Origin of the sequence: Nonomuraea sp. NPDC050786 (assembly GCF_040654115.1) — a bacterium.
Taxonomy (GTDB): domain Bacteria; phylum Actinomycetota; class Actinomycetes; order Streptosporangiales; family Streptosporangiaceae; genus Nonomuraea.
In genome coordinates this window covers 26210-49309 of the sequence record NZ_JBFAHJ010000045.1, presented here as the reverse complement: position 1 = coordinate 49309, position 23100 = coordinate 26210, and the positions used below count along the sequence as shown (strand labels likewise).

Sequence of the window (23100 nt, the reverse complement as noted above, 5' to 3'; positions counted from 1 at the left end):
ATGCTCGTGCGCGAGGCGGCGTACGTGCCGCTCACCATCGCGCGGCAGTACGGCAGCGCGGCGGCCCTGCGCCGCCGCCAGCTCCGCGGGCTCAACCGGGTGCTGGAGCTCGCCCGCACCCGGGTGCCGTACTACCGCGACGACCCGCGCTACGCCAGGGGGCCGCTGCGCTCCCTCGCCGAGCTGGCCGAGCTGCCGGTGCTGGACAAGCAGGTGCTGCGCGAGCAGCCACTGGAGCGCATGCTCGCCGACGGCGTGGACCCGGAGCGGTGCCTGTCGTTCCAGACCAGCGGCAGCACCGGGCGGCGGGTCAGGATCCTGCACGACCAGGACAGCCACGACTACCACATGGCCGCGTGCGTGCGCAGGTTCCTGGCCACCGACCGCTACCTGCCCACCGACCGGCTCAGCCACATCCGGCCGTTCGCGCCGCCCGCCCGCATGTTCGAGCGGTTCGGCCTGTTCAGGCGGCACGTCATCCTCTCGCACCGGCCCATGGCGGAGATCAAGGCGGAGCTGCTGGCCAACCGCCCCAAGGTGCTGATCGGCTACCCCGTCCACCTGCGGGCCCTGCTGCGCTCGCTGACCCCGGACGAGCTGGCGCGGCTGCGGCGGACGCTGCGGATCGTGATGACCGAGTCGGAGCTGCTGCTGCCCGAGCACCGCGCCATGTTCGCCACGCAGTTCGCGGCGCCGGTCTTCGACGAGTACTCGGCCTTCGAGGTGCTCAACGTAGCCTACGACTGCCGCCACGGCCGCGCCCACCTGGGCGAGGACCGCGTGTACGCCGAGATCGTGGACGACCGCGGCAAGCCGGTGCCGGACGGCGAGCCCGGCCGGGTGGTGGTCACCTCGTTCCTCGAACGGGCGATGCCGCTGCTGCGCTACAGCCTGGGCGACATCGGCCTCATCGAGCCGCACCGCTGCCCCTGCGGCCGCCGCTTCCGCACCCTGCGCCTGACCACGGGACGCAGCAACGACTACGTCACGCTGCCGTCGGGGGAGCGGCTCTACCCGGACGCGTTCCTGCACCTGGCGGCCACCCACCCCGGCATCAGCGAGTGCTTCGTCCACCAGGAGGCCGACGGGCTGGTACGGCTGCACGTCGTGCCGAGCGGCGAGGAGGAGGCCGAGCGGGTGTTCGCGACCGCGCGGGAGAAGCTGTTCGGGCTGGCCGGAGGGGAGTTCCCGCTGGAGGTGGTGCGGGCGGAGTCCGTGCTCATCACGCCGGGCGGCAAGGGCAGGTTCGTCACCTCCGATTACCCCGCATGAAACTCCCCGCACCGGCCTCCACCAGGCGGCTGGCGGCGCTGGTCGGCGGCCGGGCGGCGTTCCGCGGGACGCTGCTGCTGGCCAACGTGACGCTGCTGGCGGCCTGGGGCTCGCCGGTCTACGCGGGATACGCGCAGGCCATGGGCGGCGCGGCCGTCCTGGCCCTGATCGCCTCCACCGGGATCGAGAAGTGCGCGCTCAAGCTGATCCCCCGGCTGCGCTACACCGTCCCCGCGCTGGTCGGCGTCTTCGTGGCGCTCGCCGGGCTGCTGCTCGTGGCGGCGCTCGCCGTCCTGGGCGGCATGCTGGCGCTCGGGCGCAACGGTCCGTGGCCGCTGGCCGCGCTCGCCGGGCTGAGCCAGATCGGCGTCGGGCTCAACCAGGTGCTCGTCGGGCTCACCAGGGCCATCGGCAAGCCCGCGCGCGACGTGGCCAACCACCTCGTGCTCTCGGCGGCACTGGCCGGCTGCACCGTGGCGGCGCTGGTGCTGAAGATCACGCCGGTGACGTTCCTGGCGCTGTACTCGGGCACGGTGGCGCTGCTCAGCCTCGCGCTGCTGGCCGGGCTGCGGCCCGACTTCCGCGGGCTGCGCCGCCGCACGCTCAAGCGGGCCGCGATCGGGACGTCGCTGCGGATGGCCGTGCCCGACCTGGCCGGCGGGATGACGATGAGCCTGATGTTCCTGGCCCTGTCCGTGGCCGGCGCGCAGGCCGAGAGCACCGGGCTCTACATGGCCTCCACCGCCTCCTCGACCCTGCTCAACGCCTTCTCCTACCTGCTGCGCATCCTGCAGCCCGACGTGTCCAGGGCGCTGCACCAGCGGGACCTGACCGCCGCCTACCGGCGGCTGTCACGCTGGCTGCGCCTGCTGATGCTGACCGGCACGCCGTACGTGCTGGGCGTGCTGGTGGTGGCGCTGACCGTGCTGCGGCCGCACGGGGACGCCGGGGTCGTGATCCTCTACATCGCCTGCGTCCCCGTCATCTTCGCCGTCGGCAGCGCCAACTACGTGATGGAGAACGCCACCCGCGAGGCGCTGCACGCGACCGCGGTAGGGGCGGCCCTGTCGCTGGCGGTGATCGGGGTGCTGGCGTTCGTCGTCGTGCCGTGGGCGGGGGCGTTCGGCGCGGTGATCCTGATCGCCTTCGGTGAGCTCATCCACGCGGGGGCGATCCTCCGCTGGCTCGGACCGCACTCTCGCCAACTCACAGGGGTGGAACATGCGCGTTGAGAGACCGATGGAGGAGACCGAGCAGCGGCTGCTGCCGGCGCCGGCCCGCGGCCTGGTCCTGGCTCTCGTGCTGACCGGGGCCGCCGTGGCGCTGGTCCTCGTGGCCTTCGGCGGCGCCGTGGGGGGCTCGGGGCAGGCGGTCGCGGGGGCGGGCGCGGAGGAGGTGACGCGGGCCGAGTTCGCGCTGCGGCTGTTCATCGCGGTGGGGGCGATCAGCGGGCTGGCCTCGCTGGGCGGGGTGCTGGCCCGCAGGCTCGGCCAGCCGACCGTGGTGGGGCAGATGGTGGCCGGGCTGCTGCTCGGGCCGTCGGCGCTGGGCGCGCTGGCACCCGGCGCGATGAACCTCATCACGCCGGACTGGATCAAGCCCGACCTGAGCCTGATCGCCCAGGCCGCGTTGGCGATCTTCATGTTCACCGTGGGCATGGAGTTCGATCCTGGAGTGCTCGGCCGCCAGCGGAGCGTCATCGGGGCGGCCAGCGTGGCGATGATGGCGGTGCCGTTCGCGCTGGGCGTGGTCGCCGCGGTCCCGTTCGCCGCCACGATGGCCGGGCCGGAGGCCGGGATGACCGCGTACGTGCTCTTCGTCGGCACCGCGCTCAGCGTCACCGCCTTCCCCGTGCTCGCCCGGATCGTGCAGGAGTCGGGGCTCTCCGGCACCAGGCTGGGCTCGCTGGCCATGGTCTGCGCGGGCGTCGCGGACGTGCTCGCCTGGTGCGCGCTGGCCGTGGTGCTGGCGATCACCACGGCGGGCAGCCCGGCCGGGGTGCTGACCGCGGTCGCCCTGACGGCCGGGCTGGTGCTGTTCGTCCTGCTCGTCGTACGCCCCGCGCTGCGCGCCCTCGCCGCCCGCCACGCCGGGGCGAGCCTGCCGACGCCCGCTGGCCTGGCCCTCGTACTCGGACTGATCTTCGCGCTGGCCGCGGCCACGGACGCCATCGGCGTGCACGCCATCTTCGGGGCCTTCCTGGCCGGGGTCGTGCTGCCACGCGACTCCGCCCTACTTGGCACCGTGCCGGAACGGCTCGGGACGCTCAACCGGGCCATGCTGCTGCCGGTCTTCTTCGCCTCCATCGGGCTGCAGACGAACGTCCGGCTGGCCGTCGACCATCCGGCCGTGCTGATCGGCGGGGCGGTGCTGCTCGCCGTCGCCGTGCTCGGCAAGCTCGGCACCGCCTCCGTGGTCGCGCTGGCCGGAGGCATGCCCAGGCGGCTCGCGCTCGGCCTCGGCGTGCTCATGAACGCCCGCGGCGTCACCGAGATCGTCGTGCTCAGCACCGGGCTGAGCGTCGGCGTCATCAGCGACGGCGCCTTCGCCATGCTCGTCGTGATGGCACTCGTCACGACCGTGATGACGGTGCCCGCGCTCCGCCTGCTCAAGCTCTACAACCCCGCCGGGCCCGCATCCGGGCCGGAGCAGCACGACGCCGCCACAAGCGGCGTCACCATCAGCGGAAAGGAACGACTTTCATGACCTCCACCTCACTCGTCACCGGGGGCGCCGGGTTCATCGGCTCCCACGTCGCGGCCGACCTGCTCCGCGCCGGACACCGCGTGGTGGTGCTCGACGACCTGTCGGGCGGGGACGCGGCCAACGTGCCCGAGGGCGCCCACTTCCACGAGGGCAGCGTGTGCGATCCGGAGACCGTGGACGAGCTCTTCGCGACGTGGCGGTTCGACTACGTCTTCCACCTGGCCGCGTACGCCGCCGAAGGGCTCAGCCACTTCATCAAGCGCTACAACTACACCAACAACGTGATCGGCAGCGTGAACCTGATCAACGCGTCCGTCAACGCCGGGACCGTGCGCTGCTTCGTCTTCACCTCCTCCATCGCCGTCTACGGCCACGCCAGCCCGCCCATGACCGAGGACCTGACGCCCGCGCCGGTGGACCCGTACGGCATCGCCAAGTACGCGGTCGAGCAGGAGCTGAAGGTCAGCCACGAGATGTTCGGCCTGCCGTACATCATCTTCCGGCCGCACAACGTCTACGGCGAGCGGCAGAACATCGGCGACCGCTACCGCAACGTCATCGGCATCTTCATGAACCAGATCCTGCGCGGCGAGGAGTGCACCGTCTTCGGTGACGGCGAGCAGACCCGTGCCTTCAGCCACATCGACGACGTGGCGCTGCCGATCGCCCGCTCGATCGGCAACCCGCGCGCCTACGGCGAGGTCTTCAACATCGGCGGCGACACCCCCTACACCGTCAACGAGCTGGCCGGGGCCGTCGCGGAGGCGATGGGCGCGCCGCTGCGGGTACGGCATCTGGAGGCCAGGCACGAGGTGGTCCACGCCTTCTCCTCGCACGACAAGGCCAGGGAGATCCTGGGCGTGGGCGCGGACTCGGTGCCGCTGGAGGAGGGGCTCGCGCAGATGGCCGCCTGGGCGAAGAAGCACGGGCCGCAGGAGCCGTCGGTGTTCTCCGGGATCGAGGTCAGCCGCAACATGCCGCCCTCCTGGCAGGCCCTGGTCAGATGACCGCCCATGTACTCCAGTGATCAGGAGATCCGTAACGCACGTGAAAGGGCGATGATGATCGAGACGTTGTTCGACGAGGACTATCTGCGTGACCCGCATCCGGTCTACGCGCGGCTCCGCGCGGAACGGCCCGTCTTCCAGACCGCGACACCGCAGGGCGTACGGGTCTGGGTGGTGAGCCGCTACGAGGACGTCAAGGCGGCCTGCACCGACCCGCGCCTCAGCAAGGACTTCACGAACAACCCGCATCTGATCAAGGCGAACGAGCTGGAGGGCGGCGACAGCAGCGGTTACGAGGCCGTGGTGCCCCACAACATGCTCTTCGTCGACCCGCCCGACCACGCGCGGCTGCGCAGGCTGGTGGGCAAGGTGTTCACCGCCGGCCGCGTGCAGGCGCTCCGCCCGCGCGTCGAGGAGATCAGCGCCGGTCTCCTCGACAAGGTGGGCCCGGAGTTCGACCTGCTGCGCGACTACGCCGTGCCGCTGCCCGCCATGGTGATCGGGGAGCTGCTCGGCATCCCGGAGAGCGACTGGCCGCGGCTCATCGAATGGTCCAACACCACCATCGAGGGGGCCGTGCTGGACCCGGAGGACGTCGTACGGGCCGCCGTCGACTTCACCACCTATCTCGGCGAGCTCTGCGAGGCCAGGCGGGCCGAGCCGACCGGCGACCTGCTCAGCGCCCTGGTGCAGGCCCAGGACGAGGCGGGCGCGCTGAGTCAGAGGGAGCTGGTCGACACCGCGTTCCTGCTCACGGTCGCCGGCCACGAGACGACCGTGCACCTGATCTGCAACGGCATGCTGGCGCTGCTGCGCCATCCGGAGCAGTTCGCCGCGCTGCGCGCGGACCCGGGGCTGCTGCCTGGCGCGATCGAGGAGTTCCTCCGTTTCGACGGGCCGGTCAGCACGTCCACCCTCAGGTTCACCAAGGAACCCGTCACCATCGGCGGTACGGAGATCCCGCAGGGCCAGCTGGTCCTCGTGTCCTTCCTGTCCGCCAACCGGGACGCGGCGCAGTTCGACGACCCCGACCGTTTCGACGTCACCCGCGCGCCCGGCCAGCACGTCGCCTTCGGGCACGGCATCCACTACTGCCTCGGCGCGCCGCTGGCCCGCACCGAGGGCGCGGTCGCCTTCGGCCACCTGCTCGAACGCTTCCCCGGCCTCCGGCTCGCCGTCCCCGAGGACCGCCTCGCCTGGCGGCCGGGCCTGCTCATGCACGGCCTGACCAGCCTTCCGGTCTCGACCTCCTGAGCGTCCTGCTCGGGGCGGGCAGTGGCGTGGCCGTCCGCGTGGGGCCACGCCACCGGCCGGCGACGATCGTCTATCCCCCGGCGCCTGGATGGGTGCGGCGACCCGGTGGGCCGGCTGTCGAGGCGCGCGGCGCTTTGGGCGGCGGCGTGGGGCCGTGGCGTGTGCCGGGGCGTGGTGCCTGTTCTCTGTGGCCTCGGCGATCGCGCGTCAGTGGCCGGGCATTCGCACGGTCGTAGGGCGCTGGAGCGTCAGGGGCGGATCGCGCCGGCGAGGCGGTTGCGCCAGTAGTCGTCCAGGTCGACGATCTTGATGACGTCCCCGGTCTGCGGGGCGTGGACCATCTTGCCGTCGCCTGCGTACATGCCCATGTGCCCCAGCCCCTTGCTGAAGAGCAGGTCCCCGGGCTCCAGCCGGTCGAGCGGGACGCGGCGGTTCGCTCCCCAGCTCCACTGCGTCCAGGTCGTGCGGGGCAGCCGGACTCCCGCCGCGCGCCAGGCGGCCTGGGTCAGGCCGGAGCAGTCGTACGAGCCGGGCCCGGTGCCGCCGTACCGGTACGGCTTGCCCACCTGAGCGAAGGCGAACCGGAGCGCCGTGCGGGCGCTGCCGGAGGCCGGGCCGGTGTACGGGATGCCCGTGCTGTCGGGGTTCCCGGTCTTGAACGTACCCAGCCCGCGCAGGAGCTTGGTCTGCTCGGCGATCAGCTTCTCGATCCTGGCCTGCTCGTCGCGTACCTCGTCACGTGCTGCCTCCGCCTCCGCCAGGGCTCTCCTGGCCTCGTCGCGCCGATCGCGCAGCTCCTTGGTGGCCGCCTCATACGCACGCACCTTCGCCGCCCTGGCCTCGGCGATCTCCTGGAGCGAGGCCATGCCGCCCATGATCGCCTCAGGGTCGCCCTGGCCGGCGAGGCGCTCCCACCCCCGGAAGGGGCCGAGCTGGTAGTCGCCGACCGCCACCCTGACGACGTCCTCGCGCAGGGCGCCCGCCGAGGCGTCCTTGCGGCCGAGCTCGACGTCGAGGGCGTCGTACTTCGTCTTCGCCTTCTTGTACGTCTCCGTGGCCTGGTTGAAGCGCTCGACCACCTGATCGGCCCGCTCGTTCAGCTTCACCAGCCTGGCCCTGGCCTGGGCCGGCGACGGCTCGGCCACGGCGGCGCCCGGGGCGGCTGCCAGCGCGGCCGAGGTCAGGGTCACGGCCGCCGCTGTCCGCCCGAGCCATCTCGGCACGGTCACCACGATGCCTCCTCGCGAAGTCCTGCTTCACTGGCCGACTTCACGTGGGGATACGCGTGGCGTCGCTCCGGCGTTCAGTACGCGGGCCCGGTGCGGCGACGGGTCAGAGCTTGGAGACGTAGTACATGTTGCCGGCCGGCTGCAGGACGTCGGCCAGGGCGGAGGCGCTGATGACGTGGGTGCCGCCGGTCGGCTTCCACGGGTCGTAGACGGTGATGGTGCGGGCCGACTTGTCGTAGCCGTACGCGAGGATCGCGTGGCCGATCCTGTGGCCCTTGACCTTGCCCTTGTTCCAGGGCAACTGGTCCATCCACACCGTGAGCACCGGTGCCCGGTGCAGCTCGCCGATGTCCTTGGCGACCCGTTTCATGAGCACGGCCGGGTTGCCGTCGGCGTCGGTGGGCATCGTGACCTTGTAGCCGAGGAAGTTGATGTAGGTGTTGATCACCGGTACGGCGTCCACCCCCTCGGTGCCGTAAGGCGGGGCGGTCTTCATCTTCTTGGCAAGGGTCGCCTGGTTGACCATGATGCCGAAGCTCGCCAGGCTCATCGACGACGAGGCGGGCACGCAGAAGTAGTTGGTCTGCTGCCGCTGGGCGTCCAGGCTGAGCTGATACTTCAAGGGCCTGACGAGCTGGTCGGACTGCGGGTCGGCGACCGGGGACCCGGCCGGGACACCAGGGGAGGCGTAGGCCGGGGACAGAGGGGTGAGGCAGAGCGCTCCCACCGTCGCAGCCAGGGCGAGGGCGGTGCCGGTCGCCGGTCCAGGTTTCTTCACGTGACCACTCCTACATATGCACATAAAGAAGCAAAGAGTAGTCAACGACGGCTGATAAGTGGTCAAACATGAGCAAATGGTGATTTGTCGGGACTCATGGGGCAAAAGAGGACGGCAAATTTTGCCGTCCGCAGCGGACCGCTGGAGCTATGCCAGCGTCGAGTGCCGGCGGCTGTAGGCGAAGTAGATGATCAGCCCGATCAGGAACCACACGGCGAAGCGCAGCCACGTCACCGGGTTCAGGAACGTGATCAACCAGAGCGAGAAGAGCGCCCCGAGGCCCGGCACCACCGGCATCCCCGGCGCCCGGAACGAACGCGGCAGGTCCGGCTGCCGGTAGCGGAGCACGATCACCGCCACGCACACGACCACGAACGCCAGCAGGATCCCGATGTTCGTCAGCTCGGCCGCCTCACGGATGGGCAGGAATCCGGCGATCGCCGCCGACGCGACGCCCACGATCCACGTGACCCGCGAGGGCACCCGCCGTACCGGGTGGAGCTTGGCGAACCACTGCGGCAGCAGCCCGTCGCGGCTCATCGAGAACCAGACGCGGGTGACGCCGAGCATGAACGTGAACATCACCGTGAGGATGCCGATCACGGCCCCGGCCGCGATCAGGCTGGCCAGCCCGGACAGCCCGACGGCGGCGAACGCCGAGGCGAAGCCGCTCTCCGGGTCGATCTGCCGGTAGTTCTGCATGCCGGTGAGCACGAGCGTCGCCAGCACGTACAGGACCATGGAGATGATCAGCGAGTACACGATCGCCTTCGGCATGTGCCGCCGCGCGTCCCGCGACTCCTCGGCCGCGGTGCTCATCGCGTCGTAGCCGAACACGGCGAAGAACACGGTGGCGGCCCCGGTGATCGCGCCGCTGATCCCGTACGGGAAGAACGGCGTGTAGTTGGCCGTGTTGATGTGGAAGAAGCCGACCCCGATCACCAGCAGCACCACGGCGACCTTCACGGCCACCACGAACGTCTCGAACCGGGCCGCGGCGCGGATCCCGAGGTTCAGCATGAAGGCGATGAGCAGGCACAGCAGCACCGCGAACAGGTCCACCACGTGCCCATGGCCGGTGCCGGGCGCGCCGAGCATCCACGCGGGCAGCGTGAAGCCGAGCTGCTGGACGAGGAAGCCGAAGTAGCCGGAGATGCCGATCGCCACGACCGCGACGATGGCGGTGTACTCCAGCAGCAGGTCCCAGCCGATGAACCAGCCGACGATCTCTCCCAGGACCGCGTACCCGTAGGTGTAGGCGGACCCGGCCTTCGGGATCAGGCCCGCGAACTCGGCGTAGGAGAACGCGGCGGCGGCGCTGGCGATCCCCGCGATGAGGAACGACACGAGCACGGCCGGCCCCGCGGTCTCGTTGGCGACCGCGCCGGCCAGGGCGAAGATGCCCGCGCCGATGATGCCGCCCACCCCGATGGCGGTGAGCTGCCACAGGCCGAGCGATCTGGACAGCTCCCCCTCGTGCTCGGTGGCGATCTGCTCCACCGGCTTGCGCCTGAAGACGCTTCGCGACATGACCATGACGCCCCCACATGCTCCGTGGGAGCGAACTGCCCACCTGCGACTTCTCTATGCCGGGGCGGTCCGGCGGCGGGTGGTTGGGACGCCCCGGGAGTGGAAAGGCACACGACTGTACGCCGAGATCCTGCGGATAGGTGGCCGATGCTTGCCTGCGAACCGACGCCATGAGGCTCGCGGATGCCCATGTGCTGGTCACCGGGGCCTCGTCCGGGATCGGGGCGGCCACCGCGCGGGCGCTGGCGGGCGCCGGCGCGCGGCTGACCCTGGCCGGGCGCGATCGCGAACGCCTGGCGGCGGTCGCCGCGGCGACGGGCGGGCGCGTGCTGGTGTGCGACGTCGCCACCCAGGCCGACGATCTCGCCACCCGGGCCGGCCACGTCGACGTCCTGGTCAACAACGCGGGCGTGGGATGGGCCGGGCCGTTCCTGCGGATGCCCGCGGGCAGCGCCGAGCAGCTGCTGGCCGTCAACCTCGCGGCGCCGATCGCGCTCACGCGGCTGCTGCTGCCGGGCATGGTGGCGGCGGGCCGGGGACACGTCGTGTTCGTGGCCTCCATCGCCGGGGCCGTGGGCGTGGCGCAGGAGGCGGTCTACTCGGCGACGAAGGCGGGGCTGCTGACCTTCGCGGAGGCCCTGGGCCACGAGCTGCACCACGTGCCGGGCGTCGGCGTGTCCGTCCTGCTGCCGGGCGTGGTGGACACGCCCTTCTTCGTACGGCGCGGCGCCCCGTACACGCGCGGCTGGCCGGCGCCGATCGCGCCGGAGCGGGCGGCGCGGGCGATCGTGGCGGCGATCCGCCACGGCCGGCCGGAGTCCTTCGTGCCGGGCTGGCTGCGGGTGCCGGCCCGGCTGCGCGGAGCGGCACCCGGCCCGTTCCGGGCGCTGGCGCGGCGCTTCGGAAGCGCCCAGGGATCAGCCGCTCCTGATGGCCCGCAGTGACTCCTTCAGGGAGCCGAGCGTGGCCAGGACGGCGGTCGGCTCGTAGCCGCAGTGCGCCATGCAGTTGTCGCACCGCGGGTCGCGGCCCCGGCCGTACGCCGACCAGTCGGTCTCCTCGATCAGCTCGCGGTACGTCCGCGCGTACCCGTCCGCCATCAGGTAGCAGGGCCGCTGCCAGCCGAACAGCGAGTACGACGGGATGGCCCAGGCCGTGCAGGGCAGCTCGATCCGGCCCTCCAGGAAGTCCAGGAAGAGCGGCGAGTGGTTGAACCGCCAGCGGCGCCGCCGCCCGCCGGCGAAGGCCGCGCGGAACAGGGCGCGCGTCTCCCGCACGCCCATGAACCGGTCCTGGACGGGCGCCTTGTCGTACGCGTAGGCGGGGGAGACCATCATCTGGTCGACGGCGAGCTCGTCGTTGAGGTAGTCGAGCACCTCGATGACGGTCTGCGGGCTGTCGGTGGAGAAGAACGTCGTGTTCGTGGTGATCCGGAAGCCGCGCCGCCGGCACTCCCGAACGGCGGCGACCGCCTCGTCGAAGACCCCCTCCTTGCACACCGCGGCGTCGTGGCGCTCGCGGACGCCGTCGATGTGCACGGTCCAGGTGAAGTACCGCGAGGGCTGGAACTCGTCGATCTTCTTGGGGATCAGCAGCGCGTTCGTGCAGAGGAAGACGTACTTCTTCATGGCCACGAGGCGGCGGACCAGCTCGCCGATCTGCGGGTGCATGAGCGGCTCCCCGCCGGCGATCGAGACCATGGGGGCGCCGCACTCCTGGATGGCCGCGACGGCCTGCTCCACCGGCATGCGCCGCTTCAGCACGTCGGCGGGATGCTGGATCTTGCCGCAGCCGGCGCATTTGAGATTGCACGCGAACAGCGGCTCCAGCTCCACCAGCAGCGGGAACTTCGTCCGTCCCCGGAGGCGCTGGCCGAGGATGTAGCCGCCGATGCGCAGGCTCTGCCTAAGCGGGATCGTCATGGCAGCGACTCCTCCGGTAGCGGGAACGGCACGGTCTCCGGGGTGATCGCCGCCGCCCAGCGGACCAGGACGGGGCCGAGCGCGCGGAGCGTGCGGCGGGCGGCGAAGCCGCGGGCGAGCGTCGCCGGGCTGAGCAGCGGCGCCCGCGGGGTGTCGACGATGACCCGCACGGCGGCCAGCGGCCGCCCTGCGGCGGCGCGAGCCAGGGGTCCGGTCTCCATGTCCACGCCGTACGCGCCCACGGCGGCCAGGCGCCGGCGCTCGGCGCCCCTGACGAGGCGATCGGCGGTCACCAGCGGCCCGACCTTGACCGGCAGCCCGGCGCGGGCCAGCTCGCCCGCCAGCAGGGCGGCCGACGGACAGGGATGCACCCGCCCCCGGAACCGCACCTCGCTCGCCACCAGAACGTCGCCCGGCCGCAGACCCCCACCGACCGAGCCGCCGAACCCGACCACGGCCACCGCCTCCCGCACGCCCAGGCGGGAGACGACCGCGCCGCCGCCCGCCGTGTCCTGCGCGCTCAGGCGGGTGGCGAGCGCGCTGCAGCCCGCCGTCTCCTGCGCACCCAGGTGACCGGCCACGGCCGTCGCCTCTTGGCCGCCCAGGCGGGCCGCCGCGCGGGCCGCCCGCCGTGGGCCGATCCCGGTGACGATCACCCTGATGCCGGTGAGGCGAGCGGGCAGGCCGCGCCTGATCGCGCGCGCCTCGATGCCGAGCGCGGCACAGATGAGCAGAGCGGTCATGACGACTCCCCGCTGATGGTCGCGGCGCCGTGGAGGCGGCTCGGCAGCCGGGATCCGTCGCTGTGCTCATGGCCTGCACTCCGTGCAGGCGGCTCGGTCGCCGGGGATCCCTCGCGGCGCAGGTAACGTCCCAGGGCGGTGATCGGGAAGACCAGCCGGTAGAGGTGGTAGTTGATGTAGAAGTCGCCGGGAAAGCCGGTGCCCGTGAAGTGCGGCTCGTCCCACGTCCCGTCCGGCCGCTGCCGCTCCACCAGCCAGCGCACCCCGCCCTCCACCGCCGGTGACCGCTCGCCGGCGGCGAGCAGGGCCAGCAGCGCCCAGGCCGTCTGCGACGGGGTGGAGGCGCCGCGGCCGATCCAGGTGGCGTCGCGGTAGGAGCGCAGGTCCTCTCCCCAGCCGCCGTCGCGGTTCTGGTGCCGTTCCAGCCAGGCCACGGCCCGCCGTACGGACGAATGCCCCGGACGGACCCCGGCGGCGACGAGGGCGGGCAGCACGGCCCCGGTGCCGTAGACGTGGTTGGCGCCCCAGCGGCCGAACCACGATCCGTCCTGCTCCTGCGCCTTGAGCAGCCAGACGACGGCTCTGCGCAGCACGGGGGAGTGGGGCCGCTCCTTGGCCAGGGCCTCGACGACGTGGGCGGTGACGTCGGCGGACGGAGGGTCGATCACCGCGCCGAAGTCGCAGAAGGGCAGCCTGGTGCAGAGCGCGCGGTCGTTGTCGGCGTCGAACGCCGCGAAGCCGCCGTCGCGGCTCGCCATGCCGGCCATCCAGCGGAGCCCCCGCTCGACCGCCGGCCGTACGCCGGGACGGTCCAGCCGGCGCAGCGCCAGGATGACCTCCGCGGTGTCGTCGGTGTCGGGATAGCCGTCGTTGTCGAACTCGAACGCCCAGCCGCCGGGCGGAAGCCCCGGCTTGCGCACGGCCCAGTCGCCCGCCCTCGTGACCTCCTCGCGCAGCAGCCAGTCGGCGGCCCCCGTGATGGCCGGATGATCGGCGGGGGTGCCCGCGTCCAGCAGGGCGTTGACCGCCAGCGCGGTGTCCCAGACGGGAGACTGGCACGCCTCCAGCCGGCGCCCCCTCTCGTCGTGGATCGTGAACCGGTCGAGCCCCCGGATCGCGCGGCGCATCACCGGATGGTCGACGTGGTAGCCGGCGAGGTGGAGCGCGATCATCGAGTACACCCACGGGGGCTGGATGCCGCCCCAGGATCCGTCGGCCTCCTGACGTGCGACGATCCACTCGACGGCGCGCCGCAGAGCGGCCCGGCGCAGGGCCGGCGACGGGCGCCGCTCGTACCGGTGCAGCGCCTTGTCCAGCGCGCCGAAGGCCGCCTCCCAGCCGCCTCGCGCGGCGCGGCGCGGCGCCCGCCCGGTCCGCAGCTCGGACAGCTCGAACGGCAGCCGCCGCACCGGCCGGTACGCGGTCACGACGGTCAGCGGCACGATCGTCTGCCTGGCCCAGCAGGCCCAGTCGTAGATGTTGAGCGGGAACCACGACGGAAGGAACATCATCTCGGGAGGCATGACGGGCAGGTCCCGCCACGGCCACTCGCCGAACAGCGCCAGCCAGACCCGGGTGAACACCCGGCTCGCCTCGATGCCGCCCATGGCCCGGATGTGCCCGGCGGCGGCACGCATGTGGGCCGCGTCGGGCGGGTCGCCCGTGAGCCGCAGGGCGGTGTACGCCTCGACGGAGGTGGACAGGTCGGGGGGCCCTTCGTGGAAGTTGGCCCATGTGCCGTCGGCCCGCTGCTCGGAACGGATCCACCGGGCGGCCTCGGCCGTCTCCTGCTCGGTGCGGATGCCGAGGAACTCCCGCAGCAGCAGGTCCTCCGCGTCCATGGTCACGTTGGTCTGCAGCTCGCCCTTCCACCAGCCCTCCGGCGACCGCAGGCCGATCAGGTGGTCGCAGGCGGACTCGAGGGCGTGCTCGACGCCGGTGAGCGGACTCCGGGTCTCGAGGGTGGTCATGTCAGTGGTCCCTGGATGCGAGGAAACGGGCGATGTGCAGAAAGGAGTCCCGTACGTCCGCGGGCATGTCCGCGTCGGCGAGGTGCCGGGCCGCGGCGTCGAGGCGCCGCCCGGCCTCCAGCTCGGCCCACGCCCGGCCGCCGGCCTGCTCGATCAGGCGGGCGGCGTCGTACAGGTCGGGCTCCGTCAGCGGCTCCGGCCGGGCCAGCAACTCGGCGAGGCGGCGTCCGGCCTCGGTCGGGCCGGTGAGCGCGGCGACCACGGGCAGGCTCTTCTTACGGGTCCGCAGGTCCGACAGCACCGGCTTGCCCGTCGCCTCGGTCCTGCCCCAGATGCCGAGGAGGTCGTCGGCCAGCTGGAACGCCAGCCCCGCCTCGGTGCCGAACGCGGCCAGGGAGGCGGCCAGACCGGCGGGGCCCTCGACCGCCGTGACGCCGATCGAGCAGGCGCAGGCCAGCAGCGCGGCGGTCTTGCGCCGCGACATCCGCAGGCACTCCTCCCTCGTCACGTCGTCGCGGTCCTGGAACGCCAGATCCTGGGCCTGGCCCGCGATGAGCGAGAGCGTGGCCAGGTTGAGCGCGCGGGCCGCCGCCACGTAGCCGGGGGTCCCCTGCTCCAGCAGCAGGTCCCCGGCCAGCGCCAGCAGGGCGTTGCCGCAGAGGATCGCCGCCGAGCGGCCGAAGACGGTCCAGGCGGCCGGGCGGTGCCGGCGTACCGGGTCGTCGTCCATGACGTCGTCGTGCAGCAGCGAGAACGCGTGCACCAGCTCCACCGCGGCGGCGGCGGGCAGGCACCGCGCGATGTCCGCGCCGGCCGCCCGGCCTGACAGCACCGCGAGCATGGGTCGCAGCGCCTTGCCGCCGCCGGCGCGGGGCTGCCCGGAGTCGTCGATCCAGCCGAAGTGGTAGCGGGCGACGTGCGCGGTGTGCGGGTCGAGGCGGCCGACGGCCTCGCGCAGCACCGGCTCGACGAGCTCGCGTGCCGCCTCGGCGGGTGGCAGGGTCAGGGTCATGGCGCGCTCTCCTGATCTCGTATGTGCCGCCTGACCAGGCGAGCCGCGTGGAGTCCGCTGCGCACGGCCCCCTCCATCGTGTCGGGCCAGCCGGTGTCGGTCCACGCGCCGGCGAGGTAGAGGCCGGGCCACCCGGTGGCGCTCCGCGGGCGGAGCGCCCCGCTGCCGGGGGCCTGGCGGAACGTCGCGCGCCGTTCCCTGGTGACGAAGAAGTCCGTCATCCGGGCCTGCCGCGCGGCCGGGAAAACCGACTGCAGCGCCGGGACGAAGACCTTGCGGAGGTCCGCGGTCGGCCGGTCGATCCAGGTGTCCGCGACCGACACGGACACCGCCAGGTACTGCCCCTCGCGCAGCCCCGCGACGCGGGTCTTGTCGAACACCCACTGCACCGGCGAGCCGGTGACCGCGACGAACGGCACCCGCATGACCGGCCGGTCGTAGACCGCGTGGACGTTGATGATCGGGCTCGCGTCCAGGCCGCTCCACCTGTCCTGGCCGGGCGCCGCCCCCGGCGGGACCAGCTTGGCGGCCTGCTCGTGGCGCGTGGCCACGACGACCGCCGACGCCTCGACCCTGGCGCCGTCCACGATGACGGCGGGGCCCGGCTCGATGGCCGTGACCTTCGCCGACAGCCGTACGGTGCCGCCGCGCCGCGTAATGGCGGCCCTGGCGGCGGTGTCGTGCAGCTCGCCGAGCGGGACCAGGGGGATGCCCAGGTCCGCGGCGTCCGGCCGGCCGAGCAGGGCGGTCTTGAAGACCTTCACCGCCGGGCCGAGCGCCGCGTCGTCGACCCCCGTGTTCAGGGCCGCCACCGCGAGCAGCTCCCAGAGCGCCTGACGCACCGGGGCCCGCTGGCCGTGCGCCGCCAGCCAGCGCCCGAACGTCACCGTGTCGAGCAGCGGATCGGCCGGATCGAGCCGGCCCAGCGCGATCGAGCCGCGCAGGGCCTGGATCCGGTCGCCCGGCCCGAGCAGGCGGTAGCCCGCGAGCGCGGGCATGAAGTGGAGCGGCCCCGGCAGCGCGGCGCGGCGCAGCCGCCCCGCCCGGCCCGGCCCGCCGAGCACCCGCACGTCGAACCGGCTCTGCAGCTCCACCAGCGCGGTGCCGCCGATCCGTTCCAGGAGTCCCCGGTAGGCCGTGCAGCAGCGGAGGAAGACGTGCTGGCCGTTGTCCACCGTCAGCCCGCCGCGCTGGAACGAGTACGTGGCGCCGCCCAGCCTCGGACGGGCCTCGTACAGCGTCACGGGGCAGCCGGCCTCGGCGAGGGCGATGGCCGCGGAGATGCCGGCCAGGCCGCCGCCGACGACCGCCACCGGAGCGATGTCCATCGCAGGAGCGGCCCTGCGCGGCTCTGGCGTGATGCTCATCGGAGGCTCCTCGCGGGTCTGTCCTGGTGCTCGCCGGAGGCCCGCGCCATGACCTGCGCCATGACCTGCGCCATGACCTGCGCCATGACCCGCGCCATGACCGGCGCCCGGCTCTCAGGCCGACGGCAGGCGTTGGAGACCGGCACCGGGCCACCCCATGGTCGTGAGGACACGTGTCCACTCCGCGAGCAGGCGTGCGCGGCGCGGCCGGACAGGACGGCCCAGAACGTCGTAGCGGGCCCTTCTCAGCGCCGCCAGGGTCGCGTGGCCGCCCGCGACGTAGCCCGCGACCGCCGTACGGGCGAAGCCGGACAGCGAGGCGACGATCGGCTCGCCCTCCGCCAGCAGTCTCCCGGCCCGCGCGGCCTGCACCGCGACCGCCTCACGCAGCCCGGGTGACGCGGCCGCCGCCGCCAGCTGGGCGACCGGGCAGCCCGCCCGCCGCAGATCCTCCTGAGGCAGGTAGACGCGCCCCCGCCGGTAGTCCTCGCCCACGTCCTGGCAGTGCTCGATGACCTGCAACGCCGAGCACACCCGGTCCGACAGGGCCTGGCGGGCGCCGCTCGCCTCCCCGAACACGTGCAGCACGATCCGGCCGACCGGGTTGGCCGACAACGCGCAGTAGCCGAGGAGGTCGTCGAACGTCTCGTAGCGGGTCACCGTCTGGTCGCGCCGGTTGGCCTCGATGAGGTGCTGGAACGGCTCGGCGGGAATCGAGCACTCCCGCACGGTGCGGGCCAGCGCCCCGACCGGTCCCAGCCTGGGGACCCGGCCGTCGTACAGGCGGGCCAGATCGGCCTCGAACTCCGCCAGCAGTCGCAGGCGGTCCTCGGGACGCTCCTCGTCACCCACGTCGTCCACCGACCGGGCGAAGCCGTAGACGGCCATGAGGTGGTCGCGGTGCCGGCGCGGCAGCAGCCGCGAGGCCACCGGGAAGTTCTCCCGGCACGCCTTTTCCGCCAGCTCCCGCGAATGGCCCCTCTGTGACAGCACGACAGGGAAATTATCCGCCGCGGGGCCGCGCAAACCCGACGGCCTCGCCGCTATATTCTGTTTCCATTTCATTGGCCCGGCATTTACGCGGCGGCGGGTCCCGGAAATAGGCGTTTGAATGCGCGGGAAAAGGGGAGTGGCCTTTATGGAAATACCGGGGCCGGCACGCCGTGGTCGCGCAGCGGCCCCACTCTCAGGCCCATGAGCCGGCAGCGCTCCACGAGCGCGGGCAGGGCGTCGAGCGCCGATCGCCAGGCACCCGGAACGGAGGCGTGGTCGGAGTCATGGAGCAGGACGGTCGCCCCGCCGCGCAGCCCGGCCGCCACGGTGGCCAGCACCGAGTCCGGCGTGGCCGCCTCCTCCCAGTCCCTGCCCCAGACGGTCCACAGCACGGGGCGCAGCCCTCGCATGCGGGCCGCGAGCAGCGCTTCGAGGCTCAGCGCCCCGTAGGGCGGGCGGTACCACGCCGGCCTGACCCCGCCGACCGCCCTCACCAGGTCGGCGGTCCGGCCGATCTCGGCCGTCAGCCGGCCCGGCGGGGCGATCAGGGCGTTGCCGTGCCGCCAGCCGTGCACGGCCAGCTCGTGCCCCTCGGCCACGATGCGGCGGCCCAGCCACTGGTGGCGTTCGAGCAGCTCGCCGAGGACGAAGAAGGTGGCCTGACAGCCGAGCCGCCCCAGCTCGTCCAGGAAGCTCGGCGTCGAGCCGGGGTGGGGTCCGTCGTCGAAGGTGAGCGCCACGTGGCCGGGGTCGCCGGCGCCGGCGAGTGCGGGCACGCGTCGCCGGACCGAGGGCAGCCAGGTGGCGGCCGGGCCCGCGTGCGCCAACGCCAGGCAGGCCAGCCCGAAAGGCAGGGCGAAACGCAGCCCCGGAGGCAGCCCCGGAGGCAGCCGGAGAGGCAGGGCGAGACGGCTCATCGTCCTACCGCCCGAGGTGTCCGGTCATGAGCGCCTGGCCGCGCCGCCGTCGGCGGGTGCTCATCCTCAGCGCGTCGATGGGCACGGGCCATGACGGCGTGGCGGCCGAGCTGGCCGCCCGGCTCGCCGCCGAGAATGCGGATTCAGAGATCATCGATGTCCTCCGCCTCTTCCCGCTCCGGCTGGGATCGGCGCTGCGCTGCGGGTACCGCTGGATGATCCTGCGTGCCCCCTGGCTCTACGAACTCATCTACCAGGTCTTCTTCATCGGCAAACGGGCGCCGGCGACGTCCCCGCTCACGGTGCTCGCCGCCGCCCGCCTCCGCCGGCTCGTCGCCGCCCGCCGGCCCGACGAGGTCGTCTCGACCTTCCACCTGGCCGCGCAGCTCACGGGACGGCTGCGCGAGCGCGGCGCGCTGCCCTGCCCGAGCACGGTGCTGGTCACGGACTTCGCGGTGCACCGGCTGTGGGTCCATCGCGGCAACGACCGGTACCTGTGCCCGAATCCCGACATCGTCCGGCAGATCGCCGCCCTCACCCGCCGGCCCGTGCTCCGCTGCGCCCCGGTCGTACGCCCGGAGTTCGCGCGGGCGGTGGCCGATCCCGGACGGGTGGCCGCCGGTCTCGGCGTGGACCCCGGCGCTCGGCTCGTGCTGGTGTCGGGCGGGTCATGGGGGGTCGGGGAGATCGTCGCGACCGCGCGCGCCCTGGCGGGGTCGGGGCGGTACACGCCCCTCGTCCTGTGCGGCGGCAACGCCGGCCTGCGGCAGGGCCTGCGGGAGGCCGGGCTGGGACCCGCGCTCGGCTGGCGCGACGACGTGCCGGAGCTCATGGCGGCCGCGTACGCGCTGGTCGACAACGGCGCCGGGCTGACCTGCGAGGAGGCTTTCGCGGCGGGGCTGCCGGTCGTCATCCACCGGCCGATCCCCGGTCACGGCCGCGACGGCGCACGGGCGATGGCCAGGGCCGGGGTGAGCCTGCACACCGGCACCGCGTCCGCGCTGCTGGCGGCGCTGGACCTGCTCGAGGACGCGCGGTCGCGCAAGCGCCAGACGGACAGGGCCTCCGCGCTGTTCTCCGCGATGCCGGTGCAGGCCGGCCTCATTTCCCTGTCGAGGTGGTCACGCCGTGGCCCTGGATGAGCGGTGACCTGGTCAGCTCGATGACGCCGAAGACCATGAGCCCGATGCCCGCCACCTCGTACACGATCCACGGGCCGGTGCGGATCGGCTCACCGAACATCAGCGCGCCGTACAGGATGCCCGCTATGGGGTCGCTGATGGTCAGCGCCGGCTGCGCGACCACCAGCGAGCCGCTGTGCAGGGCGTTCTGCAGCAGGAACAGGCTGCACAGGCCCGCCGCCACCATCGCGTACAGCGGCCAGGACACCAGCAGCTCCCCCCAGTCCTCCTGCGCGATCGACGTGCACTCCTTGATGAGCGTGGCCGTGAAGGCAAAGCCGAGTCCCCCCGCCACTCCCAGCGCGGCGGGACGGATGGCGCCCCTGGCCAGGGAGGCCACCGCCACCAGCACGGCGACGGTGCCCGCGGTCACGACGGTGGCGACGATCCATCTGGTCGCGTCCGGCGTCCACCGGCCGGTGCCGGGGGCCGCCGCGGTGAGGAAGGTCGCCAGCCCGGCCGACAGCGCGCCGATCGCCAGCCACGACCGCCTGTCCAGGACCGCGCCGAACGCCACCGACAGAATGATCATGGTGAACGGCAGCTCGACCACCAGGACCGGCTGGACCAGGGCGATGCCGCCCATCGACAGCGCGGCCGCCTGGAAGACGAAGCCCGCGATCAGCCCCGCGATGCCCCACAGCCACACCGGATGCCGGACCAGCGCCCAGATCAGCCCCAGCCGCAACCCGAGCTCCGGCGGCACCGATCGGGCCGCGCGGCGCTGCAGGACCGACGAGACGGCGTTGCACAGCGCCGCGAGCACCGCCAGCAGCGCAGCAGTGATCAACGGGCCCCGGTCCGATCGGCCGAACGGTCTCTCACGCGGCGGACCTGGGCGAGGGCGTGCACCGCGACCATGGACTTCTCCCTCGTCGTCAGGGACAGCCGGGCGGTCAGCGCCCGCCTGGGGTCGGCGGTGATGCGGTCGAGCAGGCAGCGGTAGATGCCGGCCATGGTCGCCGTGCAGGCGGCGCTCCGCGCGTCCAGCATGGGCAGCAGGCGCATCCCGATGGCGAACCAGTCACGTGCCCGGTCCGCCTCGAACCGGACGAGTCCGGCCAGGCGCTCCGGCGGGTCGCGGAAGCGGCCGGACGGGTCGACGTCCAGGGTGCAGCCGAACCGCTCGAGGTCCTCGGCGGGCAGGTAGATCCGCCCGGACAGCCGGTCCTCCCGCAGGTCGCGGAGGATGTTGGTGATCTGCAGGGCCACGCCGAGTGCGTCCGCGAGCGGCGTGGCCGCCTCGGCGTCGTCCGCGCCGAACACGCCCAGCGAGAGCCGCCCGATCGATCCGGCGACGCACCGGCAGTAGCCTTCCAGGTCCGCGAACGTCGCGTACGTCCGGCCGCGCACGTCGGCGGCACAGCCGTCGACCAGGTCGGTGAAGGCCGCCAGCGGGATCGGATAGCGGTCGGCGGCCTCGAGCAGCGCCACCAGCACGAGGTCGTGCGCCGTGGGGGCGGTCCCGTCGAGCAGCCCGCGAACCGTGTCGAGCCGGGCCAGCCGCTGCTTCACCGGGCCGTCCCCGTCGGCGATGTCGTCGATCCTGCGGGCCAGCGCATAGACCGCGCTCAGCGCGCGCCGCTTGGAGGCCGGCAGCAGCCGCAGTCCGTACGAGAAGTTACGGGCCTGACTGCGCATGATCTGCTCGCAGTGCCGGTACGCCTCGTCGACGCCCGAGGCCCCGCACCCTTCCCGCGAGGAGACGCGGCCATGTCGTCGCCAGAGACCTGCGGAGCGGGCGAACATCATGGCCGCATCGGCCGCTTGCGTGTTTTCCCCCATGGCATGAGTGATGGCTGTCCGTTATGTCGTGGCAATAAACTCGAACAACGGCCTCATGGAGGGCTGCCAGGCCAGGACCGGGCGACTAATTTACGTATGGATGAAGAATCAGGTCGCGCGCGGTAATGGGCCGGGAATTTCGTGGCCCTGCGTTTTCAAGGCTCGTCGGAGCGGGCGCGGGACAGCGGCGCCTTCGGCGGGGTCTGCCGCGGGCACGGGAGCGATGCGTCGGCGGGCGGTCTCACGCCGGCGAGCAGGAGAACCTGGCCGATCCATGCCTCTATGACGGAAGAGGAAGGTGGTGGGAGCTCCATGTCTGTCATCTCGTCCCCTTGAGAGGTCCTCGGGGGGAGTCGTGATGATCTGCCCGAGACGGTCACCCGGACAACACGAATAGTAGCAATCAGTCATGATCGGGCGGTGTACCCGCCCCATCATGGAGGTGGCGACAGCCCCCGGAAGCTTTACCCCGTCGCGAGTTACCGGATTCGCCGGAGGGCAGGCGGGACGGTGAGTCGTCGATCGAAGGAGTGGACCATGGCCGTCAGCCACACCACCGTCGAGGACCGGCCACACGTCGCGCTGCCCGTGCTCGGCACGGTCACTCTGCCGGAGCCCGAGCATCTCGCCTTCTACGCGGCACTCCTCGCGCTGGGAGTGCTGGAGATCGTGGAATGGCCGGTCGTGGGCATCGTCGCCATCGGCCATTTCCTGGCCGGCCAGCACCGCTTCGCCGTCCTCCGCGAGGTGGGGGAGGCTGCGGAGGCGGCCTGAGCGCCACGCGGCGGGGGAGGGGATCGGTGTCGTGGCCGCGACCGCAAATCTCAGGTCTCGGCCGCTCCAAGTCTGAGCAACTTTCACCGTGACCTGGTTCTTTGTCCTATCTGAGGGCAGCCCTCCGGCAAGTGCCTCGGCCACGGCAGCAGGCTTCGAGAACAAGGAGCACTGATCATGTCGAACACGTCACGGATAGCCTTTGCCGTGCTCGCGGGCTACTACCTGGGACGGCGCCGCAAGCTGCGCATGGCCGCGGCGCTGGCGCTGGCAGGGCTCGCCGGTCGGGCGCGGATGGGCAAGGGTGGCCTGCTGTCGCAGGGCCTGAAGACGCTGAGCTCCTCCGTCGAGTTCGAGGAGATCACTGACCGCCTCCGCGGGGACCTGATGGAGGTCGGCAAGGCGGCGGCGGTGGCGGCGACCAGCAGGCAGATCGACGCACTGAGCAACAGGCTGCACGAACGCGCCGAGTCCCTGCGTACGCAGGGGCCGGCGGGGGAGACCCGCCGGCCCACGAGGGAGCCGGAGGAGGAAGAGGAGTACGAGGACCTGGATTACGAGGACGAGGGCGAGGACTACGAGGAAGAGCAGGAGCTCCCGCCTCGGAGGGTGCAGCGGCGAGCCCGTCCCGTGCGGGGAACCGGCCAGTCGCGGAGGTGA

Annotated in this window: 21 protein-coding genes; 9 read left to right on the top strand and 12 right to left on the bottom strand. The window is 72.6% G+C overall.

What is annotated here, in order from left to right; translation table 11 throughout:
- The 5 genes from AB0H84_RS48810 to AB0H84_RS48790 are packed head-to-tail and all read left to right on the top strand — an operon-like array spanning window position 1 to window position 6239.
- Window positions 1–1272: an AMP-binding protein gene (locus AB0H84_RS48810; protein ID WP_357620455.1), complete on the top strand. Its 1272-nt coding sequence runs from the start codon at window positions 1–3 to the stop codon at window positions 1270–1272.
- Window positions 1269–2504, top strand: a complete 1236-nt coding sequence (locus tag AB0H84_RS48805) for a hypothetical protein (RefSeq protein WP_357620453.1) — start codon at window positions 1269–1271, stop codon at window positions 2502–2504. Before AB0H84_RS48810 ends, AB0H84_RS48805 begins: the two co-directional genes overlap by 4 nt.
- Complete coding sequence (locus tag AB0H84_RS48800) at window positions 2494–3978, top strand: cation:proton antiporter (RefSeq protein WP_357620451.1); 1485 nt, start codon at window positions 2494–2496, stop codon at window positions 3976–3978. The genes AB0H84_RS48805 and AB0H84_RS48800 overlap by 11 nt, the downstream gene beginning before the upstream one ends.
- Window positions 3975–4985, top strand: a complete 1011-nt coding sequence (locus AB0H84_RS48795; protein WP_357620449.1) for an NAD-dependent epimerase/dehydratase family protein — start codon at window positions 3975–3977, stop codon at window positions 4983–4985. Before AB0H84_RS48800 ends, AB0H84_RS48795 begins: the two co-directional genes overlap by 4 nt.
- Before the next feature lie 6 nt (window positions 4986–4991).
- Window positions 4992–6239 (top strand): cytochrome P450, encoded by a 1248-nt coding sequence (locus AB0H84_RS48790; RefSeq protein ID WP_357620447.1) that lies wholly within the window; start codon window positions 4992–4994, stop codon window positions 6237–6239.
- A gap of 248 nt (window positions 6240–6487) precedes the next feature.
- Here the strand turns inward: AB0H84_RS48790 and AB0H84_RS48785 are convergent, their stop codons facing one another.
- The 3 genes from AB0H84_RS48785 to AB0H84_RS48775 form a co-directional block, all read right to left on the bottom strand.
- Window positions 6488–7468: an NlpC/P60 family protein gene (locus tag AB0H84_RS48785; protein WP_357620445.1), complete on the bottom strand. Its 981-nt coding sequence runs from the start codon at window positions 7466–7468 to the stop codon at window positions 6488–6490.
- Window positions 7469–7571: 103 nt separating this feature from the next.
- On the bottom strand, window positions 7572–8246 hold the full coding sequence (locus AB0H84_RS48780) for a C39 family peptidase (RefSeq protein WP_357620443.1): 675 nt from the start codon (window positions 8244–8246) through the stop codon (window positions 7572–7574).
- Window positions 8247–8393: 147 nt separating this feature from the next.
- Window positions 8394–9776: an amino acid permease gene (locus tag AB0H84_RS48775; protein WP_357620441.1), complete on the bottom strand. Its 1383-nt coding sequence runs from the start codon at window positions 9774–9776 to the stop codon at window positions 8394–8396.
- A gap of 170 nt (window positions 9777–9946) precedes the next feature.
- On the opposite strand from AB0H84_RS48775, the gene AB0H84_RS48770 reads away from it, so the two are divergent.
- The gene (locus tag AB0H84_RS48770) at window positions 9947–10720 is read left to right on the top strand and encodes an SDR family NAD(P)-dependent oxidoreductase (RefSeq protein WP_357620439.1); all 774 of its coding nucleotides are present in this window, start codon (window positions 9947–9949) and stop codon (window positions 10718–10720) included.
- On the opposite strand, the gene hpnH is transcribed toward AB0H84_RS48770, so the two are convergent.
- The 7 genes from hpnH to AB0H84_RS48735 form a co-directional block, all read right to left on the bottom strand.
- Window positions 10694–11698 (bottom strand): adenosyl-hopene transferase HpnH, encoded by a 1005-nt coding sequence (hpnH, locus tag AB0H84_RS48765; RefSeq protein WP_357620437.1) that lies wholly within the window; start codon window positions 11696–11698, stop codon window positions 10694–10696. The two genes, AB0H84_RS48770 and hpnH, sit on opposite strands and share 27 nt — an antisense overlap.
- The gene (locus AB0H84_RS48760) at window positions 11695–12441 is read right to left on the bottom strand and encodes a hypothetical protein (protein WP_357620435.1); all 747 of its coding nucleotides are present in this window, start codon (window positions 12439–12441) and stop codon (window positions 11695–11697) included. Before AB0H84_RS48760 ends, hpnH begins: the two co-directional genes overlap by 4 nt.
- The gene (gene shc / locus AB0H84_RS48755) at window positions 12438–14411 is read right to left on the bottom strand and encodes a squalene--hopene cyclase (protein ID WP_357620433.1); all 1974 of its coding nucleotides are present in this window, start codon (window positions 14409–14411) and stop codon (window positions 12438–12440) included. Before shc ends, AB0H84_RS48760 begins: the two co-directional genes overlap by 4 nt.
- Before the next feature lies 1 nt (window position 14412).
- Window positions 14413–15423: a polyprenyl synthetase family protein gene (locus AB0H84_RS48750; protein ID WP_357620431.1), complete on the bottom strand. Its 1011-nt coding sequence runs from the start codon at window positions 15421–15423 to the stop codon at window positions 14413–14415.
- Window positions 15420–16790, bottom strand: a complete 1371-nt coding sequence (hpnE, locus tag AB0H84_RS48745) for a hydroxysqualene dehydroxylase HpnE (RefSeq protein ID WP_357620429.1) — start codon at window positions 16788–16790, stop codon at window positions 15420–15422. Before hpnE ends, AB0H84_RS48750 begins: the two co-directional genes overlap by 4 nt.
- A gap of 114 nt (window positions 16791–16904) precedes the next feature.
- Window positions 16905–17783, bottom strand: coding sequence for a squalene synthase HpnC (gene hpnC, locus AB0H84_RS48740; protein WP_357620427.1), 879 nt, complete (start codon window positions 17781–17783; stop codon window positions 16905–16907).
- A 143-nt stretch (window positions 17784–17926) separates the two neighbouring features.
- Window positions 17927–18700, bottom strand: a complete 774-nt coding sequence (locus AB0H84_RS48735) for a polysaccharide deacetylase family protein (RefSeq protein ID WP_357620425.1) — start codon at window positions 18698–18700, stop codon at window positions 17927–17929.
- Between the two features lie 26 nt (window positions 18701–18726).
- On the opposite strand from AB0H84_RS48735, the gene AB0H84_RS48730 reads away from it, so the two are divergent.
- The gene (locus tag AB0H84_RS48730; protein ID WP_357620423.1) at window positions 18727–19842 is read left to right on the top strand and encodes a hypothetical protein; all 1116 of its coding nucleotides are present in this window, start codon (window positions 18727–18729) and stop codon (window positions 19840–19842) included.
- Here AB0H84_RS48730 and AB0H84_RS48725 read toward each other — a convergent pair.
- Window positions 19802–20671, bottom strand: coding sequence for a DMT family transporter (locus tag AB0H84_RS48725; RefSeq protein WP_357620421.1), 870 nt, complete (start codon window positions 20669–20671; stop codon window positions 19802–19804). The two genes, AB0H84_RS48730 and AB0H84_RS48725, sit on opposite strands and share 41 nt — an antisense overlap.
- On the bottom strand, window positions 20668–21666 hold the full coding sequence (locus AB0H84_RS48720) for a squalene/phytoene synthase family protein (protein WP_357620419.1): 999 nt from the start codon (window positions 21664–21666) through the stop codon (window positions 20668–20670). Before AB0H84_RS48720 ends, AB0H84_RS48725 begins: the two co-directional genes overlap by 4 nt.
- 537 nt (window positions 21667–22203) lie before the next feature.
- Here AB0H84_RS48720 and AB0H84_RS48715 point away from each other — a divergent pair.
- Window positions 22204–22440, top strand: a complete 237-nt coding sequence (locus AB0H84_RS48715; protein ID WP_357620417.1) for a hypothetical protein — start codon at window positions 22204–22206, stop codon at window positions 22438–22440.
- Window positions 22441–22617: 177 nt separating this feature from the next.
- Entirely contained in the window at window positions 22618–23100 is a 483-nt protein-coding gene (locus tag AB0H84_RS48710) for a hypothetical protein (RefSeq protein WP_357620415.1), read from the top strand.

Excerpts from the sequence above, each read along its gene's own strand:
- AB0H84_RS48790 (WP_357620447.1), top strand. The coding sequence starts at position 4,992 with ATGTACTCCAGTGATCAGGAGATCCGTAACGCACGTGAAAGGGCGATG.
- AB0H84_RS48735 (WP_357620425.1), bottom strand. The coding sequence starts at position 18,700 with ATGAGCCGTCTCGCCCTGCCTCTCCGGCTGCCTCCGGGGCTGCCTCCG.
- hpnH (WP_357620437.1), bottom strand. The coding sequence starts at position 11,698 with ATGACGATCCCGCTTAGGCAGAGCCTGCGCATCGGCGGCTACATCCTC.
- shc (WP_357620433.1), bottom strand. The coding sequence starts at position 14,411 with ATGACCACCCTCGAGACCCGGAGTCCGCTCACCGGCGTCGAGCACGCC.
- AB0H84_RS48805 (WP_357620453.1), top strand. The coding sequence starts at position 1,269 with ATGAAACTCCCCGCACCGGCCTCCACCAGGCGGCTGGCGGCGCTGGTC.
- AB0H84_RS48750 (WP_357620431.1), bottom strand. The coding sequence starts at position 15,423 with ATGACCCTGACCCTGCCACCCGCCGAGGCGGCACGCGAGCTCGTCGAG.
- AB0H84_RS48810 (WP_357620455.1), top strand. The coding sequence starts at position 1 with ATGCTCGTGCGCGAGGCGGCGTACGTGCCGCTCACCATCGCGCGGCAG.
- AB0H84_RS48715 (WP_357620417.1), top strand. The coding sequence starts at position 22,204 with ATGGCCGTCAGCCACACCACCGTCGAGGACCGGCCACACGTCGCGCTG.
- AB0H84_RS48720 (WP_357620419.1), bottom strand. The coding sequence starts at position 21,666 with ATGGGGGAAAACACGCAAGCGGCCGATGCGGCCATGATGTTCGCCCGC.
- AB0H84_RS48800 (WP_357620451.1), top strand. The coding sequence starts at position 2,494 with ATGCGCGTTGAGAGACCGATGGAGGAGACCGAGCAGCGGCTGCTGCCG.
- AB0H84_RS48775 (WP_357620441.1), bottom strand. The coding sequence starts at position 9,776 with ATGTCGCGAAGCGTCTTCAGGCGCAAGCCGGTGGAGCAGATCGCCACC.
- hpnE (WP_357620429.1), bottom strand. The coding sequence starts at position 16,790 with ATGAGCATCACGCCAGAGCCGCGCAGGGCCGCTCCTGCGATGGACATC.
- AB0H84_RS48710 (WP_357620415.1), top strand. The coding sequence starts at position 22,618 with ATGTCGAACACGTCACGGATAGCCTTTGCCGTGCTCGCGGGCTACTAC.
- AB0H84_RS48795 (WP_357620449.1), top strand. The coding sequence starts at position 3,975 with ATGACCTCCACCTCACTCGTCACCGGGGGCGCCGGGTTCATCGGCTCC.
- AB0H84_RS48770 (WP_357620439.1), top strand. The coding sequence starts at position 9,947 with ATGAGGCTCGCGGATGCCCATGTGCTGGTCACCGGGGCCTCGTCCGGG.
- AB0H84_RS48760 (WP_357620435.1), bottom strand. The coding sequence starts at position 12,441 with ATGACCGCTCTGCTCATCTGTGCCGCGCTCGGCATCGAGGCGCGCGCG.
- AB0H84_RS48730 (WP_357620423.1), top strand. The coding sequence starts at position 18,727 with ATGAGCGCCTGGCCGCGCCGCCGTCGGCGGGTGCTCATCCTCAGCGCG.